This window comes from Aminivibrio pyruvatiphilus (assembly GCF_004366815.1).
GTDB lineage: Bacteria > Synergistota > Synergistia > Synergistales > Aminobacteriaceae > Aminivibrio > Aminivibrio pyruvatiphilus.
Genome location: NZ_SORI01000017.1, coordinates 1 through 14,775, shown reverse-complemented (window position 1 = coordinate 14,775; position 14,775 = coordinate 1). Strand labels below are relative to the sequence as shown.

General features: G+C 56.7%; 18 protein-coding genes, 1 tRNA gene and 1 other annotated feature. Of the genes, 3 read left to right on the top strand and 16 right to left on the bottom strand.

The window, feature by feature from the left end; translation table 11 throughout:
• The 3 genes from C8D99_RS11410 to C8D99_RS11400 form a co-directional block, all read right to left on the bottom strand.
• Positions 1–1,476, bottom strand: a complete 1,476-nt coding sequence (locus C8D99_RS11410) for a zinc-ribbon domain-containing protein (RefSeq protein ID WP_166670156.1) — start codon at positions 1,474–1,476, stop codon at positions 1–3.
• Positions 1,477–1,726: 250 nt separating this feature from the next.
• The gene (locus C8D99_RS11405; protein WP_133958393.1) at positions 1,727–3,415 is read right to left on the bottom strand and encodes a glutamine--tRNA ligase/YqeY domain fusion protein; all 1,689 of its coding nucleotides are present in this window, start codon (positions 3,413–3,415) and stop codon (positions 1,727–1,729) included.
• A 90-nt stretch (positions 3,416–3,505) separates the two neighbouring features.
• Positions 3,506–4,408 (bottom strand): cation diffusion facilitator family transporter, encoded by a 903-nt coding sequence (locus C8D99_RS11400; RefSeq protein ID WP_243833908.1) that lies wholly within the window; start codon positions 4,406–4,408, stop codon positions 3,506–3,508.
• A gap of 141 nt (positions 4,409–4,549) precedes the next feature.
• Between C8D99_RS11400 and C8D99_RS11395 the strand changes: the two genes are divergently transcribed.
• On the top strand, positions 4,550–5,035 hold the full coding sequence (locus C8D99_RS11395) for a hypothetical protein (RefSeq protein ID WP_133958389.1): 486 nt from the start codon (positions 4,550–4,552) through the stop codon (positions 5,033–5,035).
• A gap of 55 nt (positions 5,036–5,090) precedes the next feature.
• On the opposite strand, the gene C8D99_RS11390 is transcribed toward C8D99_RS11395, so the two are convergent.
• The gene (locus C8D99_RS11390; protein ID WP_133958387.1) at positions 5,091–5,687 is read right to left on the bottom strand and encodes a nitroreductase family protein; all 597 of its coding nucleotides are present in this window, start codon (positions 5,685–5,687) and stop codon (positions 5,091–5,093) included.
• Positions 5,684–6,127 carry a MarR family winged helix-turn-helix transcriptional regulator gene (locus tag C8D99_RS15690; protein ID WP_274542682.1) on the bottom strand — a complete coding sequence of 148 codons (444 nt, stop codon included), beginning with the start codon at positions 6,125–6,127 and terminating at the stop codon, positions 5,684–5,686. The genes C8D99_RS11390 and C8D99_RS15690 overlap by 4 nt, the downstream gene beginning before the upstream one ends.
• A gap of 106 nt (positions 6,128–6,233) precedes the next feature.
• Here C8D99_RS15690 and C8D99_RS11380 point away from each other — a divergent pair, with 106 nt between their 5' ends.
• On the top strand, positions 6,234–6,644 hold the full coding sequence (locus C8D99_RS11380) for an archease (protein WP_166670154.1): 411 nt from the start codon (positions 6,234–6,236) through the stop codon (positions 6,642–6,644).
• A gap of 16 nt (positions 6,645–6,660) precedes the next feature.
• Entirely contained in the window at positions 6,661–8,052 is a 1,392-nt protein-coding gene (locus tag C8D99_RS11375; RefSeq protein WP_243833907.1) for an RtcB family protein, read from the top strand.
• An 18-nt stretch (positions 8,053–8,070) separates the two neighbouring features.
• Here C8D99_RS11375 and C8D99_RS11370 read toward each other — a convergent pair whose 3' ends face one another.
• The 11 genes from C8D99_RS11370 to C8D99_RS11320 form a co-directional block, all read right to left on the bottom strand.
• Positions 8,071–9,972: a right-handed parallel beta-helix repeat-containing protein gene (locus C8D99_RS11370; RefSeq protein WP_133958381.1), complete on the bottom strand. Its 1,902-nt coding sequence runs from the start codon at positions 9,970–9,972 to the stop codon at positions 8,071–8,073.
• Positions 9,973–10,153: 181 nt separating this feature from the next.
• A complete protein-coding gene (locus tag C8D99_RS11365; protein WP_133958379.1) occupies positions 10,154–11,005 on the bottom strand; it encodes an amidohydrolase family protein in 852 nt (283 codons plus the stop codon).
• Between the two features lie 85 nt (positions 11,006–11,090).
• Positions 11,091–11,471, bottom strand: coding sequence for a 50S ribosomal protein L7/L12 (gene rplL / locus C8D99_RS11360; RefSeq protein ID WP_133958377.1), 381 nt, complete (start codon positions 11,469–11,471; stop codon positions 11,091–11,093).
• A gap of 63 nt (positions 11,472–11,534) precedes the next feature.
• The gene (gene rplJ / locus C8D99_RS11355; protein ID WP_133958375.1) at positions 11,535–12,068 is read right to left on the bottom strand and encodes a 50S ribosomal protein L10; all 534 of its coding nucleotides are present in this window, start codon (positions 12,066–12,068) and stop codon (positions 11,535–11,537) included.
• A 19-nt stretch (positions 12,069–12,087) separates the two neighbouring features.
• Positions 12,088–12,231: a sequence feature (ribosomal protein L10 leader region), on the bottom strand.
• A gap of 22 nt (positions 12,232–12,253) precedes the next feature.
• Positions 12,254–12,964 (bottom strand): 50S ribosomal protein L1, encoded by a 711-nt coding sequence (gene rplA / locus C8D99_RS11350; RefSeq protein WP_133958373.1) that lies wholly within the window; start codon positions 12,962–12,964, stop codon positions 12,254–12,256.
• Positions 12,965–13,021: 57 nt separating this feature from the next.
• Positions 13,022–13,447 carry a 50S ribosomal protein L11 gene (rplK, locus tag C8D99_RS11345; RefSeq protein WP_133958371.1) on the bottom strand — a complete coding sequence of 142 codons (426 nt, stop codon included), beginning with the start codon at positions 13,445–13,447 and terminating at the stop codon, positions 13,022–13,024.
• Positions 13,448–13,556: 109 nt separating this feature from the next.
• On the bottom strand, positions 13,557–14,099 hold the full coding sequence (gene nusG / locus C8D99_RS11340; protein WP_133958369.1) for a transcription termination/antitermination protein NusG: 543 nt from the start codon (positions 14,097–14,099) through the stop codon (positions 13,557–13,559).
• Positions 14,100–14,186: 87 nt separating this feature from the next.
• The gene (gene secE / locus C8D99_RS11335) at positions 14,187–14,369 is read right to left on the bottom strand and encodes a preprotein translocase subunit SecE (RefSeq protein WP_133958367.1); all 183 of its coding nucleotides are present in this window, start codon (positions 14,367–14,369) and stop codon (positions 14,187–14,189) included.
• A 39-nt stretch (positions 14,370–14,408) separates the two neighbouring features.
• Positions 14,409–14,484: transfer RNA gene (locus C8D99_RS11330), tRNA-Trp, on the bottom strand.
• Between the two features lie 21 nt (positions 14,485–14,505).
• Positions 14,506–14,655, bottom strand: coding sequence for a 50S ribosomal protein L33 (gene rpmG, locus C8D99_RS11325; RefSeq protein WP_133958365.1), 150 nt, complete (start codon positions 14,653–14,655; stop codon positions 14,506–14,508).
• A gap of 25 nt (positions 14,656–14,680) precedes the next feature.
• Positions 14,681–14,775, bottom strand: a 95-nt coding sequence (locus C8D99_RS11320; RefSeq protein WP_133958124.1) for an EF-Tu C-terminal domain-related protein, incomplete at its 5' end; no start/stop codon positions are given.

The window sequence follows — 14,775 nt, the reverse complement described above, 5'->3', positions numbered from 1 at the left end:
TCAATTGAGCACCCCGGCGGTCACAGATTTCACCCTGTAGTTTTCGTACTTGATCCTTATGCCGGCGGTCTTGTTTGCCCTGTAGATTTCTTCTCCCTTTTCGAGATCGTTGGGGTGGCCCAGGAGCGAGAGGACCTGCCGCCTCTCCATTCCCACAGCAAGGCCCCCGTCAAGGGGATGCTTCGCCGAGGTAAGGGTGATCTTCTTCACTTCGGGACCGCCCGGGCCTTCGTAGACCACAAAGGTTCCCCCGCTGAAGGTGAGGGTTGTTTCGGTGCCCTCGCCCCCGGAAGCCTTTACCTTGCGGGATGAAGTTTTCTGGGGTTTTCCCAGTACCTCCTGGACCTGCTCCTTCGTGGTGCCATAGGAGGTGAGGGCGCTGTCAAGGTACAGCACGGACAGCGATTCTTCCCGGGTATCCAGCACGGTCAGGAATTTGCCGAAAATCCAGCCTTCCTTTCCGCCTCCCTGGGGCTTCACCCTGTACCAGGGCCAAGCCTGGGGATCGCTCAATGACTTGGAGGATACACTGTAGACCACCTTGTTCCTGTCCTCGGGCAGGATGACGTTCACCATCCCTGAAGCGTCGGGAAGACCGGTCACTGTAACGCCTTTCCCCCGTGCAACCTTGACTTTCTTTCCGTCCGGTGCGGTCAACTCCACGTCCGCGAGAGTTACCGCTTCGGCACTGTCGTCAGGAGTCCAGGATTCGGCAACCTCCAGCCGGTTTCCGGCGGAAACCCTCCCCACCACAGGGCTTTCGATGGTGTGGGAACCGCGGAGATTGACGCTGGAGCCGATGACAATTCCCCGGGTAGGCCCGGTGACCTCGGGAATTTCACCGGGAACGGCAGATGCGACAGGCACAGGAGTGGAAGTTGCCGGGACAGCCGGCTGCGCTGCCTCTCCCGGGACCGCGGCAGTGCCCCCGGGATTTTCAGCCGTGGGAGCGCCGGCAGGTGAAAGCTGCTCCGGGGCCGGGCCTGACGCGGGGGGAGTTTTCTCCGGCTTCTGCACTACGGCACTGTCCCAGGGCAAATCCTCCGCCTGCCGCAGGAACCAGTACACCCCACCGCCGATGGAAACCAAAAAGACAAGAAGGATCATGATAAGGGGGAGGGCACTCTTCCGGTCGTCCTTCCTGCGCCTCGAACTGGCCACGGCGTTGAACTCCCGGAAGCTTGCCTCCGTCTTGTCGGCATTAGTCCGGAACCGTCTCCCCTGCTCCGGTTCGCTTCCATTCTCCGCGAACCTGGCACCGCCATGCCTCGGGACGAACTGTTCCCTGGAAACCGGCTCCTGCCGGGACACTGCCGCCCGGGGGCGAAGGGGAACATTGGCAGGCACCTCAGGGATCGCCGTTCCGCAGGCCGGGCAAAAGCGAAACCTTCCGCTCACCTCTTCGCCGCACTCGGGGCATTTTCTTCCATTATTCCCTCCGCTGGGGGAAAAACCCTTTTCGTCGTAATCAACCATATCGGGCGAACCTCCTCTGCGCATTTCCGAAGATTTCCCATAGGGAACCGCATAGAAAACCTTTTTTTATTGTAGCACTTCCCTTCCTTCAACTTCTCAGCACTTCTCGGTAAAAAAGGACAAAGAAAAGGGAATATTCCCCGGGACAAATAAAGTAATGAAGAAGAACCAGGAAAAAGGGAATTGGAGCGGAACAGTGCAGGGAAACGGCGGGAAAGAAAAAAGGGAGGGGGTTCTCCCCTCCCCGCGGTCAGTTTGCCTGTTCCTTCCGGACTTCCTTCGCCCAGGAATCCTTCAGGGCGACGGTCCGGTTGAACACGGGCCTTTCCGGGGTGGAATCCGGGTCAGCACAAAAATATCCCTGCCGCAGAAACTGAAACTTCTCCAGCGGTCCCGTCTCCGCGAGCCCGGGCTCGACGAAGCAGTTCTCCAGCACTTTCAGGGAACCGGGATTCAGGTAATCCCTGAAGGTCTTGCCCTCCTCCATGGCGGACATATCCCGCAGGGTGAACAGGTTGTCGTACAGGCGCACTTCGGCCTTCACGGCGTGAGGAACCGAAACCCAGTGAAGGGTGCCTTTAACCCGCCTTCCGTCGGGAGCCTCCCCTCCGCGGCTCAAAGGATCGTAGGTGCAGCGAAGTTCTGTGATCTCTCCATCCCCGTTCCTGACAACTTCGGTGCAGGTGATCAGGTAGGCATGCTTCAGCCGCACTTCCATGCCCGGAGAAAGACGGAAAAATTTCTTCGGCGGGTTTTCCATGAAATCGTCCCGTTCAATGTAAATCTCCCGGGAGAAGGGAATCTGCCGTGTTCCGTCCTCCGGCCTTTCCGGGTTGTTCTCCGCGTCGAGCATCTCGGTCTGTCCTTCAGGGTAGTTTTCTATGACCACCTTCAGGGGATCGAGGACCGCCATGGCCCGCCGGGCCTCCAGGTTCAGCTCCTCCCGGATGATGTACTGAAGAAACTCGATATCCACCATGCTGTTGGACTTTGAAACGCCGATTTCCTGGCAGAACCTGCGGAGAGCCGAGGGAGTGTATCCTCTCCTGCGAATTCCGCTGATGGTGGGCATCCTCGGATCATCCCAGCCGGAGACTATCTTCTCGTTGACCAGGGTGAGCAGGAGGCGCTTGCTCATCACCGTATAGGTGAGGTTCAGCCGGGCGAACTCGAACTGCCTCGGCTTGCATGGAACGGAAACATTGTCCAGCAGCCACTCGTAAAGGGGCCTGTGATCCTCGAACTCGAGGGTGCAGATGGAATGGGTTACGCCCTCGATGGCATCCTCGTAGCCGTGGGCAAAGTCATACATGGGGTAGATGCACCACTCGTCACCGGACCGGAAGTGGTGCCTGTGAAGAATCCGGTACAGCACCGGGTCCCTCATGTTGAGGTTGGGGTGCCCCATGTCGATCTTCGCCCTGAGGACGCAGGTACCGTCCTCGAGTTCTCCTCTTTTCATGCTTTCGAAAAGGGCGAGGTTTTCGTCCGCAGTGCGGTTCCTGTAGGGAGACTCTTTGCCGGGGGCCGTGAGGGTTCCCCGGGTCTCACGAATATCGTCGGCGGACTGGTGGTCCACGTAGGCCTTCCCGGCATGAATCAGCTCGAGGGCCCACTCGTAGAACCGGTGGAAGTAATCGGAGGCGAAGCACAGCCTGTGCCACCGGAAACCGAGCCACTGGACGTCACGCATGATGGACTCCACGTATTCCGTCTCTTCCTTGGCCGGGTTCGTGTCGTCGAAGCGGAGATTGCACGTTCCCCCGAACTGCTCCGCGAGGCCGAAGTTCAGGCAGATGGACTTGGCGTGACCGATGTGGAGGTATCCGTTCGGCTCCGGAGGAAAACGGGTGCGGATTTCCTTCACCACACCGTTTTTCAGGTCGTCCAGGATAATCTGTTCAATAAAATGAGGCCCTTTCGCGGACTGGCTTTCCATCAATTCAAAACGCTCCTTTGCTTGGCGGTAATTGGAATGAACACCTGTTGATCCGTTCTATTTTTGCACGGAGAAGGCGAATTGTAAAACTCACCGGGCAGCCGCCGGCGAGACGGGTTCCATGTGGAGGGAAATATGGGCGTCGCGACCGAAAAGCTCCCAGATCTCCCGCTCAACCTTCCGGGAAATTTCATGGGCTTCGTCCAGGGACAGGGACCCGTTCATCTGTATATGTACGTCCACGGCGATGGAGCTTCCAATCCTCCGGGTCTTCAGCTTGTGGAAAGAACGAACCCCCGGAACGGAAACGATGACCGACTGGAGTTTTTTTTCCAGCTCCCCGGGAAGGGCAGCCTCGATGAGCTCGTCAAGGCTGTCCCTCAGGATGGGAAGGGCCGCAGTCACGATGAAGACGCTCACCACCAGGGCAGCCAGGGGGTCGAGAATTTGCCACCGTTCCCCGCCGAAAAAGGCCCCGGCAATTCCCGCAAGGGTGCCCACCGAAGAGAGGGCATCGGAGCGGTGGTCCCATGCCTTGGCGATCAGGGCACTGCTCTGGAGACGCCGCCCTCCCTCGATGGTGTAGCGAAAAAGCCATTCTTTCAGCAGCACGGATACTCCAGCGGCTGCCAGGGCGATTATGCCGGGACCGGCTGTTTCCGCGCCCCTGAACAGGAGGGACCATATCCGGGCCGCTCCCGAGAAGAAGATTCCTCCCGCCGCAAGGAGAAGGGAAATGCCGCACACGGCCGAAAGGACGGCCTCAATCTTGCCGTGGCCGTAGGGATGGCGGGAATCGGCAGGTTTTCCCGCCGCCGAGAGCCCGAAGAACACCACGAGATCGGTCAGCAGGTCGGACAGCGAGTGGGTTGCGTCGGCGATCATGGCGGCGCTCCGGCCGAAAATTCCTGCGAGATATTTTGCGGTTGTCAGAAAAACATTGATTACAAGCCCCAGAAATGTGATTCTTCTCGCTTCTCCGTTCCGTTCCATGCCCATCCTCCTCTGCCCCGAACTCAGCCGTCAACGATTTCCCGTCATTATGAGCCTTTCGGCCGCCAAGTCAAGAATTCCCTGGCGGTTTCAGGCACTTTAGGGTAAGGTAAAAGAATATTTTTTCCGGGAGGGATCTCCATGAGCGAAGAGAACGTGCGGGCAGTTATACCGTCGCTGAGCAGAAAAACGGGCTGGTTCAGCCACACCGCCTACACCCTCGTCGTTACGGATGAAAGAATGCTCTTCGTCCACGAAGACCCGAAGGAAGCCTCGGCCTTCGCGAAAGAAGCGGCGGCAAAGGCAAAAGCCGAAGGGAAGGGATTCTTCGGCCGCTGGGGAGCTGTTCTTTCTTCGGGGTACGACTATGTCAGGAATTATTGGGACATGCCGGTGGAAGAAATAGCCGCCAGGGGAAAGGAGAGCATTGCCATACCTCTCGGCCGGCTCCGCTCCGTCCGGATAATCAAAAAACTCGTATATGACAAAAATCAGGAGATGGATGTGTTCGAATGCAGCCTTGCAGTGGAGCACACCGGAGAGAAGCTCACCTTCAGCCTCAGGGGCAACGAGAAAAATGTGCGGGAAGCCCTTCAGTCCGCCCTGGGAGAAGTCTTCCGGGCCTGAATGGCGAAAGCCCCGCGTCTTTGAAGACGCGGGGCTTTTCAAATTTCCGGTCCCTTCACTCCCGGATCCAGACCCGGTCTTCCAGGGGGAGGAACTCCTTTTCACCGGGGCCGGCGACGGGAACGCCGAAGGGCATCTGGGCTATCAGCCTCCACTGGGCGGGGATGTCCCATTTCTTCCTGACATCATCTTCCACCACTGGAGCGTAATGCTGGAGCGAGGCACCGAATCCCTCTGACTCCAGCCCGGCCCAGACAATATACTGAAGCATTCCCGACGAATGATCGGACCACACGGGGAAATGAGCGGCATAGGCTGGGAACTGCTCCTGGAGATTTTTTACGGGCCGTGAGTCCTCGAAGAAGAGCACTGTACCGTAGCCGCTTCCGAACCCGTCGATCTTTTCCTCAGTGGGGGCGAACTTGTCCGCAGGCACGATCTTCCTGAGGGACTCCTTCACCATGGACCAGAAATCGTCGCTGGATTTTCCGAGGAGAAGCACCGCTCTCCCGCTCTGGGAATTGAACGCCGAGGGAACATGCTTCACCGCGAAATGAACTATCTCCTTTATCCTGTCGTCAGAAACGGGGCTCGCCTTGGAAATGCCGTAGTAGGTCCTCCGGTCCTTCACCGCCGCAAAAAAATCCTTCATATTCTCTTCTCCTCCTTCGAATTTTCTTCAATCCGGAACAGCATTTCCTCCAGATTGTTTTTTTCCTGCACAGTAAAACCTGAAAAAAGTCTCATTTCAAGGGAACTCAAAGTATCCTCAAGAACAGGTTTCAGCCCCCAGCCTTTTTCGGTGAGCCGGATATAGGAAATTCGCCCGTCCCGGGCATCCCGTTCCCTGATAACGTACCCGCAGCGGACAAGCTTCTCGACAAGCACCGTCACCGTGGGCTTTGTTTTCCGGATCTCCCGGGCGAGGTCGCCCATGGTGAATTCCCTCCCTGAAAAAAGGGCTGTGAGAAGTTCTCCGTGGGAGGGAACAAGGCATTCCTTCTCGCATTGCTCAATATATCCGGAGATAAAACGGTGTATTGAATCGTGAATTCCGCCTATGCGGCGGATAATCTGTTGTGTTTTTTCCATGGACATAATAATAGTTCGACATCTAACCTTTGTCAAGTCCTCTGTTCCTCTCCGTGGTAACATTAAGGATCAAAGGATATCCGTAGAAAAGGAGGCTGGGGAGGCCATGGCCTGGAGACTGCTGGAACATACCGCGGATGCCGGATTCGAGGCGGAGGCTGACACCCTGGCCGAGGTTTTCCTCGACGCCGCCGAAGCGTTCCTTTTCCTTGCCGCTGGACTGACACCCGGGGATTTCCCCGGATCAGGGGAAAAAAGCGAACTCTTTCTTTCCTCACCAGACGGAGAAGAACTGGCAGTCTCCTGGCTCAACGAACTGCTCTTCCTGGCGGAGACGCGGTCGGTATTTTTTCTCCCCGTGAAGGTCACTGTGTCCCTCTCCCCCCCAGCCATTGCTGCCTCGGGAAGAACCGTCCCCCTCAACGGCCGGGTTCTCTCCGTCAAGGCCGCCACGTACGGAGGGCTCGTACTCCGTACTTCTCCCCGTCCTTTTCTGAGGATGATCCTCGATCTCTGACAGCGAGGTGAACAAATTGAACAGTTTTCTCAGGCGTATCGACCAGTGGCGTCTTGTTCTCGACCCCGGCGCCGTGCCGGGAATGGCCGTTCCGGGGCTCATTTTCGCCGATGACTACATAGAATCCATTCTCAAGGGAGAAGACGTGCTCTCCCAGGTGGCCAATGTGGCCTGCCTGCCCGGTATTGTGGGGTACAGCATGGCCATGCCGGACATCCACCAGGGGTATGGCTTCCCCATCGGCGGAGTGGCGGCCTTCGACGTCTCCGGCGGGATCATATCCCCCGGAGGAGTGGGGTACGACATTTCCTGCGGCGTCAGGCTCCTCGCCTCAAAAATTCCGGCGGAAGAATTCCGTCCCAATGCTGATCGGGTGCTGGCCGCCCTCTTCTCCGCCGTCCCATGCGGCGTCGGATCCGTGAAGGATTCCCTCGGCGTGAAGGAACTGGACAGGATCCTTGAGGAAGGAGCTGTCAGAGTCGTCCGCTCCGGCAGGGGAACGGAAGGCGACATCCGGCGGACGGAGGAAGGGGGATGCCTCGTGGGGGCCGAGCCGGGCGCCGTTTCTCCGCGGGCAAAGGAACGGGGCAAAGGGCAGCTCGGCACCCTGGGTTCAGGCAATCACTTTATCGAGGTTCAGGAAACGGAGGAACTGTTCCTCCCCGAAAAAGCAGCCTCCATGGGGCTTTCCAAAGGATGCATCGCCGTGATGATCCACTGCGGAAGCCGGGGGCTTGGGCACCAGGTATGCGATGATTACCTGAAGGTCATGCGGGGAGCCATGACGAAGTACGGGATCGCCGTGCCTGACCGGCAGCTTTGCTGCGCCCCCGTGGACTCACAGGAAGGGCGGCAATATCTCGGGGCCATGAAAGCCGCGGCGAATTTCGCCGCGGCCAACCGCCAGGCTATTGCTGAAGCCGTACGGGACGTCTTTGCCGGGTTCTTTCCAGGGGAAAAACTCACCACCGTCTACGATGTGAGCCACAACCTTGCATCCATGGAAAACCATGTCTGGGAAGGAAAAAAGAGACAGCTCTGCGTTCACAGGAAAGGGGCCACCAGGGCATTCAACGGGCTTCCCGTGCTGATCCCCGGAAGCATGGGCACGGCAAGCTATGTCCTGGAAGGGACACCGGGGGCGGAAAGGGAAACCTTCGGGTCGGCGTGCCACGGCGCAGGAAGGGTGCTCGGGAGGAACGAAGCCATACGGAGAACCTCAGGAAGGAATATACCGAAGGAACTCTCCGCCAAAGGCATATCCGTCATGGCCGAAAAGGCCGGAACACTGGGAGAAGAAGCCCCGGAAGCCTACAAGGACGTTTCCGCGGTGGTGGAAGTTGTCCACGGTGCGGGCCTCGCCCGGAAAGTGGCCCGTCTCCGGCCTCTTGCAGTCATGAAAGGGTGACGGGACAGGCCCCCCGGTTCACCTTCTCCTGCCGATGAGCAGCAGGGGAATCAGCAGCAGAAAAGAGAAGAATCCGCTGCCGGCGGAACACCCGCCCCCACCGGAGGAGGACAGGGTTTCCATAAACACGGTTTCAATCTCATGGTCCCGGTCCAGGTTCGGAAATGTATAGGAAGAAACAGCTCCGACTGAACGCCTGTCCACCAGAACATCCTTCAGTCTTTTTCCCGCTTGGGGGAGGAAAGTTACCGTGACAGGAATCCCTTCCGGGAATCCCCATGCCGTACCCTCTCCGCTCTCGAATTGCTCGGTGGCTGTACTGAATCTGAACACACCGGGAAAGGGGGCTCTCATCACGAGAAATTTCCGGACCGAAACCTCGTAGGCTCCGCGGTCGAACCCGCTTTTCTGGGGACGCTGGATACCTCTCTGGTCAGTGACCGGGGCTCCTGAAGATGTTCCGCTGTCGATGGCCGGGCTGCCGGGCAGAAGTGCGCAGGTCCTCGTGGGGCCTCCGTTCCAGGAAGGTGTTCCCAGAAGGGGGGATACATCGAGGTTGCCTTCTCCGGGGTATCCTCCTTTAATAATGGAATACCTCACATCGACGGGATATGATTGATCCGTATAAATTTCATCTCCCGGATATCCGTGCCACAAGATGCAGTTCACAACCTCCGTGAGATAATCCTTTCCGTCGGCCAGTTCCTCTCCGTGAGCTGCTGAGTTTTCGGAAAGCGTGGAGTTTATCAGCAGCATCTTCCCCCAATTCGCCGCCCCTCCGCCGAAATCTGCGCTGTTTCCATAGAATGTGCAGTTAACAATCACTGCGTCTGTATTGGAGCCCTGATTGTAAATTCCTCCGCCGCGAATGTCGCTTCTGTAAAAGTCGCCCACTGCCGCATTGCCTGAGAAAGTACAGGCTTCTACAGTCATTTTTCCCTGGTAATTACGAATGCCGCCTCCGTTTCCGGCGGTATTTTCGGAAAAGGTACACCTCCTGACGGAAACTTCACTGAAATGGTTGTCAATGGCGCCTCCGTCATCCCTGGCATTGTTGGAAGAGAAAAGGCTTTCTGTGATGGTCATTTCACTTTCAGCTGCAACACCAGTTCCCCCGACGTTTGTCCAGTTATAGATGCTGCCACCGCTCATAATGGCCCTGTTCGCGGAAAAAGTGCATTTCTGGATACGGGTTACGCCTGACGCGTTCCATACCGCTCCTCCCCTAAACCCCTGGTTCCCGGTAAAGGAGGTTTGCCGGACTTCTACCCGTGCGTTCTCTATGTGAAGGCCCCCGGTCTGGATTACCGGATCCTCTGCTTTTATCGGGGACTCTCCGTGGAGGGATGCGTAACATATCACCTCCGAATTCCCGCCGGTAATAACCAGTCCGTCGATGACCGACTGGGGTCTTTCGGGAGCCGGTATGGAAACATCCCCTTCCCTCGGTTCGCCCTCGCATCGTATTACCGTATAGCTGTTCTGACCTACTATATCTTCGACCCTTTCCGTCACCCCATGGGAATTGACAGTGTCATCAAGGCTCAGATCCCCGGTAAGAACTGAGACGTGAGCAAGGGGATCCCTCTGCTCCACCGAAACTTCATTTCCTGCAAAACCTCCGTACAAGGATACACCCGGAGGAAGTATGAACGCTGAATAGGGGCGGTTCGGACTGCCCGGCCTGTATCTCCCTTCGGCTATCCATATCTCCGTTCCCGGGGTTGCGCCTGAGAGAAGCTGCGGGAATCTCCCTGCGTCACATGCATTTGTCCACGACGAGCCGTCGCGCAGCCCGGCCCCGTTCTGGGTTACACGGAAGATCGCCCCTTCTGCGTGCCGTGAAAAAAGCGAAAGGACAAGGAAGCCCAGGAGAATAAAAAGGGACAGGAAAGCGCCTGATGCCTTTCTGGTTGCCATTTTACCCACCCTCTCTGCTCACAATACTCTCTGGATACAACCCTAATGACCCACCTTATTCTATATTCATTATTTGCAGTATAGTATCCATCTTTATTTTCGTAAATAGCCCTCCTCCGCCCGGACAAGAGATCAGAGCAGCTGTCTTCTATTCAGCAGAAGCATGAGGGCATGAATCAGCCTATGAAAGGGGGTGGTCTTCTCTGAGAAAAGAAAGGGCGTTTCCGGAAAGAAATTGAGCTCCGGCCTCATCGGAGGCGCCGGAAGCATCAAGGAGTTTTTTGTATCGGGGAAAGGAGAGAATGGGAAAGTCGGAACCGTAGAGAATCTTATCCCCCACCCCGGCGGCAGCCATGGCGGAAAAAACTGCCGGCTCGTAGAGCCAGGGCCACGCGGCGGAATCATACCGGGCGTTGGAGAGATAGAGCTTCATCTCGGGCATGAGCTCGTACATCCATAACCCGCCGCCGAAATGGGCAAAGATCACCCGGGTCTCGGGATGGTGGATACAGAATTCCGCAGCCTCCCTGGGGCCGACATTGCCTTTGCCGGCATAGTCATGGCCTACCGGCTCCGCAGAATGGAACAAAAGGAACATATCAAGCTCATGGGCTGCTCCCGCGAGCCGCCAGGTTTGCCTTATGTCCGCAATGTCGAGGTTTTGTCCCTGGGGAAAAATCTCCCCTATGCCCACAAGACCGGCTTCCCTGCACCGGAGGATCTCGCGGTCACTTCCCCTCGCCATGGGCGGAACCACCGCGAGGCCCCGGAAACGGCCTGGGAACCTGCGTACCGCGTCGATGACATAGTCATTGCACAGTGCACACAGCCCCGGATCCTTGAAGGCAAAACCGAAAATCCATGAAACATCTACCCCGTCCCTTTCCATCTGCTCCACCAGATCTTCGGCCGCAGCCCATTTATGGACTTTCCCGCCGATGAGCAGTGCAAAATGTTCTTCCGTCCGGGCTATTTTTTCCGCGTCCCGGATGACTTCGGGCGGGTACACATGGACATGGCAGTCGACGATCATGGCATACCTCCGTCAAATGGGTAAAAAAGAAGACGGCGCCTGGAACGCGCCGCCTTCAGTATAGCTGAAAACAGGAAAAGTGAAACTACTTGACTTCGACTTCGGCGCCGGCCTCGACGAGCTTCTTCTTGACTTCTTCGGCCTCTTCCTTGGTGACGCCTTCCTTGACGGCCTTGGGGGGATTGTCGACGAGTTCCTTGGCTTCCTTCAGACCAAGGCCGGTAAGTTCGCGGACAACCTTGATCACGTTGATCTTGTTGGCGCCGGGAGCCTTGTAGACCACGTCGAACTCGGTCTTCTCTTCTTCGGCTGCGGCTGCGGGAGCACCGGCCATGGCCATCATGGGCATAGCCATTGCAGGAGCGGAAGCAGACACGCCAAACTTGTCCTCAAGGGCTTTCACGAGCTCGGAAAGCTCGAGAACAGTCATGGTTTCAATAGCCTGGATCATTTCATCACGGGTCATTCTATTTATCCTCCTTGGATATGTATCAGCAATTTGTGTACGCCTGAGCGCGGCCTTACGCTGCTATGCAGCCTGTTCTTTCTTTTCCTTGATCTGGTTGAGGCAGGTCGCCAGTCCCCGGATGGGCCCGTTGAGCACGGAAAGGAACCCGGAGATCGGTGCTGCAATGGTACGGACAACCTGTCCAATAAGGACGTCCTTGCTGGGAAGATCGGCAAGAGCGCTAACCTGGTCGACGCCGAGAATGGAATGGCCCAGGGCACCTCCCTTGAGAAGGAAGGCCTTGTTGGTCTTTTCCCTGGAAAAATCGCGGAGTGCCTTGGCCACCGCTACGGGGTCACCGTAGGCAAGGGCGAAAACGTTGGGACCGTAGGCCATCTCATCGGGGAAGGCGGTAAGCCCTTCCTGCTCCATGGCGATCTTCATGAGGGTGTTCTTGGCCACCTTCATTTCGCCGCCAGCTGCGCGGACCTGGGCCCGCAGGGCAGTGATCTGTGCGACTGTCATTCCGCGGTATTCGGCCACAAAGACCGCCTGGGTCTTTGACAGCCTTTCGCGAAGTTCTTCTACCTGTTCAAATTTTACTTGTGCCGGCATGTACTCACCTCCTTGCCTCATAGCATTAAAAAAATCCCGGGCACACCGGGCCCGGGATAAAAAACAGCTTTACAGCCGCATTTCAGCCGGAACCTCGGCGGGCGGAACGGATCCATTGTCCCCGAAGGGGACCCGCTGTCTGCAGTTCACGTGGTATTTCTGTTGTCAGGTGCCGGGAACGAACTCTACTCGCCGGCCATTTCCTTCTGGGCAGCCGCGGGATCGATCTTGATTCCGGGTCCCATGGAAGATGCTATTGAAAAGCTCTTGACGTAGGTTCCCTTGACGGAAGCGGGACGAGCCTTCAAAACCGCCTGGAAGATAGTCTTGACGTTATCATAAAGCTGCTCTTCCGTAAAGCTCTTCTTGCCTGCGCCGTTGTGGACGATTCCGAACTTGTCGACCCTGAACTCAACCCGCCCGGCCTTGATTTCCTTGACCGCATCGCCGAGCTCGAAGGTTACCGTGCCGGTCTTGGCGCTGGGCATAAGGCCCCTGGGCCCGAGGAGTTTTCCGAGGCGGCCCACGGATTTCATCATGTCAGGGGTGGCGATGACAGCGTCAAATTCGAGCCAGCCGCCTGAAATCTTTGCAACGAGGTCTTCGCCGCCGACGAAATCTGCACCGGCCTCTTCTGCTTCTTTCACCTTCTCACCCTGGGCAAGAACGAGCACTCTCTTGGTAATGCCCGTGCCGTGGGGGAGAACGACAGTACTCCGGACCTGCTGGTCCGCATGCCTGGGGTCGACTCCGAGGCGGATGTGAACCTCGATGGATTCGTCAAACTTCGCCGTTGCGGTTTCCTTGAAAAGAGCGATGGCTTCCTTCATGGAATAAAGCTTGCCCTTCTCGATCTTTTCCGCCGCTGTTTTCATCCTCTTGCTAATCTTTGCCATTTCGTTTCCCTCCCGGTGGTCAGACGGCCCGAAGGCCTCCCACGAATTTCTTCGTAACTAATCGACGATGTCGATTCCCATGGACCGTGCGGTTCCTTCGACCATGCGCATCGCTGCTTCCACGTCGTAGGAGTTGAGGTCCTCTTTCTTGAGCTCGGCTATCTCCCGGACCTTGGCCCGGTTGAGTGTCGCCACCTTCTTCTTGTTCGGTTCACCAGATGCAGCCTCGAGTCCGGCTGCCTTCTTCAGAAGCACGCTCGCCGGGGGAGTCTTCAATATGAAGGTGAAGCTTCTGTCCGCATAAACCGTGATGACTGCAGGAATAATAAGGCCTGCCTGATCAGCGGTCTTAGCGTTGAACTGCTTCACGAACTCCATAATATTCACTCCGTGCTGACCAAGTGCAGGTCCCACAGGAGGAGCCGGTGTAGCCTTTCCTGCAGGCAACTGCAGCTTGATCTGCCCAATTACTTTTTTCGCCATTCCTCAAGATCTCCTCTCGTTACTGAAAGCGGCATCCGAACAGGGAAAAAGAGGAGCCAAGAACTCTCTTGCCTCCCAGTCAAGCGCCTCTTTCGCGTTGAATATATAGCTAGAGCTTCTCAAGCTCCGTATAGTCCGTTTCCACGGCCGTCTCCCGTCCGAAGACAGTGACGGCGAACTTCACCTTGCCCTTTTCGGGAAGCACCTCGACCACAGGCCCGACCTGCCCCTCGAAGGGACCGCTCTTGACCTTGATGACGTCGCCGATGCGAAGGTTCAGTTCGATTTTGGGCTTTGCCTGCTCCTTACCCACCTTGCCCATAATCTCCCGGACTTCCTTCTCAGTGAGAGGAATAGGGTGGTTTCCGGAACCGACGAAACCCGTGACACCGGGTGTATGGCGCACCACGTACCATGACTGGTCATTAAGGCGCATTTCCACGAGAACATAGCTGGGAAAAAGCTTGCGGGTAACCTTTTTGCTTTTTCCGTCTTTAACGGATACACGCTCTTCCACAGGCACAAGAACGGAGAAAATCCTGTCCTCCATGCCCATGGTGGCAATTCTCTGCTCGAGATTCGCCTTTACGCGGTTCTCGTATCCTGCGTATGTCTGTACTATATACCAGCGGCGTTCTTCGATGCTATCCATACATGAAGGGGGTCTCGCGGCCCCCTCACCTCCCTGCCGATCTCTGAAGTGATCCTGGAACGCAACTGCCTGGACCGGCAGCGTACATTATCTGATAAGACGCGATAAAACTCCCGTTAAAAGCATGTCCACGAGTCCAAGGTAGGCGGAAACAAAAAGGGTGAAAGCGATTACCACCAGCGTGGAATACCACACCTGCTTTTTTCCTGGCCATGTTACCTTTTTCAGTTCGGCTCGGGCTTCTCTTACGAAGGTGAGGATATTTTCCACAACCTCGGCCTCCTATCTTTTTTCATTGACAATAAAAAATGGCAGGCCCGGCAGGACTCGAACCTGCAACCCCCGGTTTTGGAGACCAGTGCTCTGCCAATTGAGCTACGGACCTGCGAGCAGAGTGTATTTTACACTACTTGCCTTCTTTGTGCAAGGTGTGCTTACCGCACCACTTGCAGAATTTATTGAGCTCCAGTTTCTTCGACTGCTTCTTCTTATTTACAGTCGTGGTGTAGTTCCGCCTCTTGCACTCGGTGCAGGAGAGGCCGACGATATCCGCCATAAATGGTTGCCTCCTCGAAGTTTAATTATTCAAGAATCTCGGTGACGACGCCGGCGCCGACCGTATGGCCGCCCTCGCGCACCGCAAAACGAAGACCCGGATCCATGGCGATGGGCACGA

What these genes read in the sequence shown, in the direction of transcription:
- C8D99_RS11410 (WP_166670156.1), bottom strand. Translation starts at nt 1,476, where the DNA reads ATGGTTGATTACGACGAAAAGGGTTTTTCCCCCAGCGGAGGGAATAAT.
- C8D99_RS11405 (WP_133958393.1), bottom strand. Translation starts at nt 3,415, where the DNA reads ATGGAAAGCCAGTCCGCGAAAGGGCCTCATTTTATTGAACAGATTATC.
- C8D99_RS11400 (WP_243833908.1), bottom strand. Translation starts at nt 4,408, where the DNA reads ATGGAACGGAACGGAGAAGCGAGAAGAATCACATTTCTGGGGCTTGTA.
- C8D99_RS11395 (WP_133958389.1), top strand. Translation starts at nt 4,550, where the DNA reads ATGAGCGAAGAGAACGTGCGGGCAGTTATACCGTCGCTGAGCAGAAAA.
- C8D99_RS11390 (WP_133958387.1), bottom strand. Translation starts at nt 5,687, where the DNA reads ATGAAGGATTTTTTTGCGGCGGTGAAGGACCGGAGGACCTACTACGGC.
- C8D99_RS15690 (WP_274542682.1), bottom strand. Translation starts at nt 6,127, where the DNA reads ATGGAAAAAACACAACAGATTATCCGCCGCATAGGCGGAATTCACGAT.
- C8D99_RS11380 (WP_166670154.1), top strand. Translation starts at nt 6,234, where the DNA reads ATGGCCTGGAGACTGCTGGAACATACCGCGGATGCCGGATTCGAGGCG.
- C8D99_RS11370 (WP_133958381.1), bottom strand. Translation starts at nt 9,972, where the DNA reads ATGGCAACCAGAAAGGCATCAGGCGCTTTCCTGTCCCTTTTTATTCTC.
- C8D99_RS11365 (WP_133958379.1), bottom strand. Translation starts at nt 11,005, where the DNA reads ATGATCGTCGACTGCCATGTCCATGTGTACCCGCCCGAAGTCATCCGG.
- rplL (WP_133958377.1), bottom strand. Translation starts at nt 11,471, where the DNA reads ATGACCCGTGATGAAATGATCCAGGCTATTGAAACCATGACTGTTCTC.
- rplJ (WP_133958375.1), bottom strand. Translation starts at nt 12,068, where the DNA reads ATGCCGGCACAAGTAAAATTTGAACAGGTAGAAGAACTTCGCGAAAGG.
- rplA (WP_133958373.1), bottom strand. Translation starts at nt 12,964, where the DNA reads ATGGCAAAGATTAGCAAGAGGATGAAAACAGCGGCGGAAAAGATCGAG.
- rplK (WP_133958371.1), bottom strand. Translation starts at nt 13,447, where the DNA reads ATGGCGAAAAAAGTAATTGGGCAGATCAAGCTGCAGTTGCCTGCAGGA.
- nusG (WP_133958369.1), bottom strand. Translation starts at nt 14,099, where the DNA reads ATGGATAGCATCGAAGAACGCCGCTGGTATATAGTACAGACATACGCA.
- rpmG (WP_133958365.1), bottom strand. Translation starts at nt 14,655, where the DNA reads ATGGCGGATATCGTCGGCCTCTCCTGCACCGAGTGCAAGAGGCGGAAC.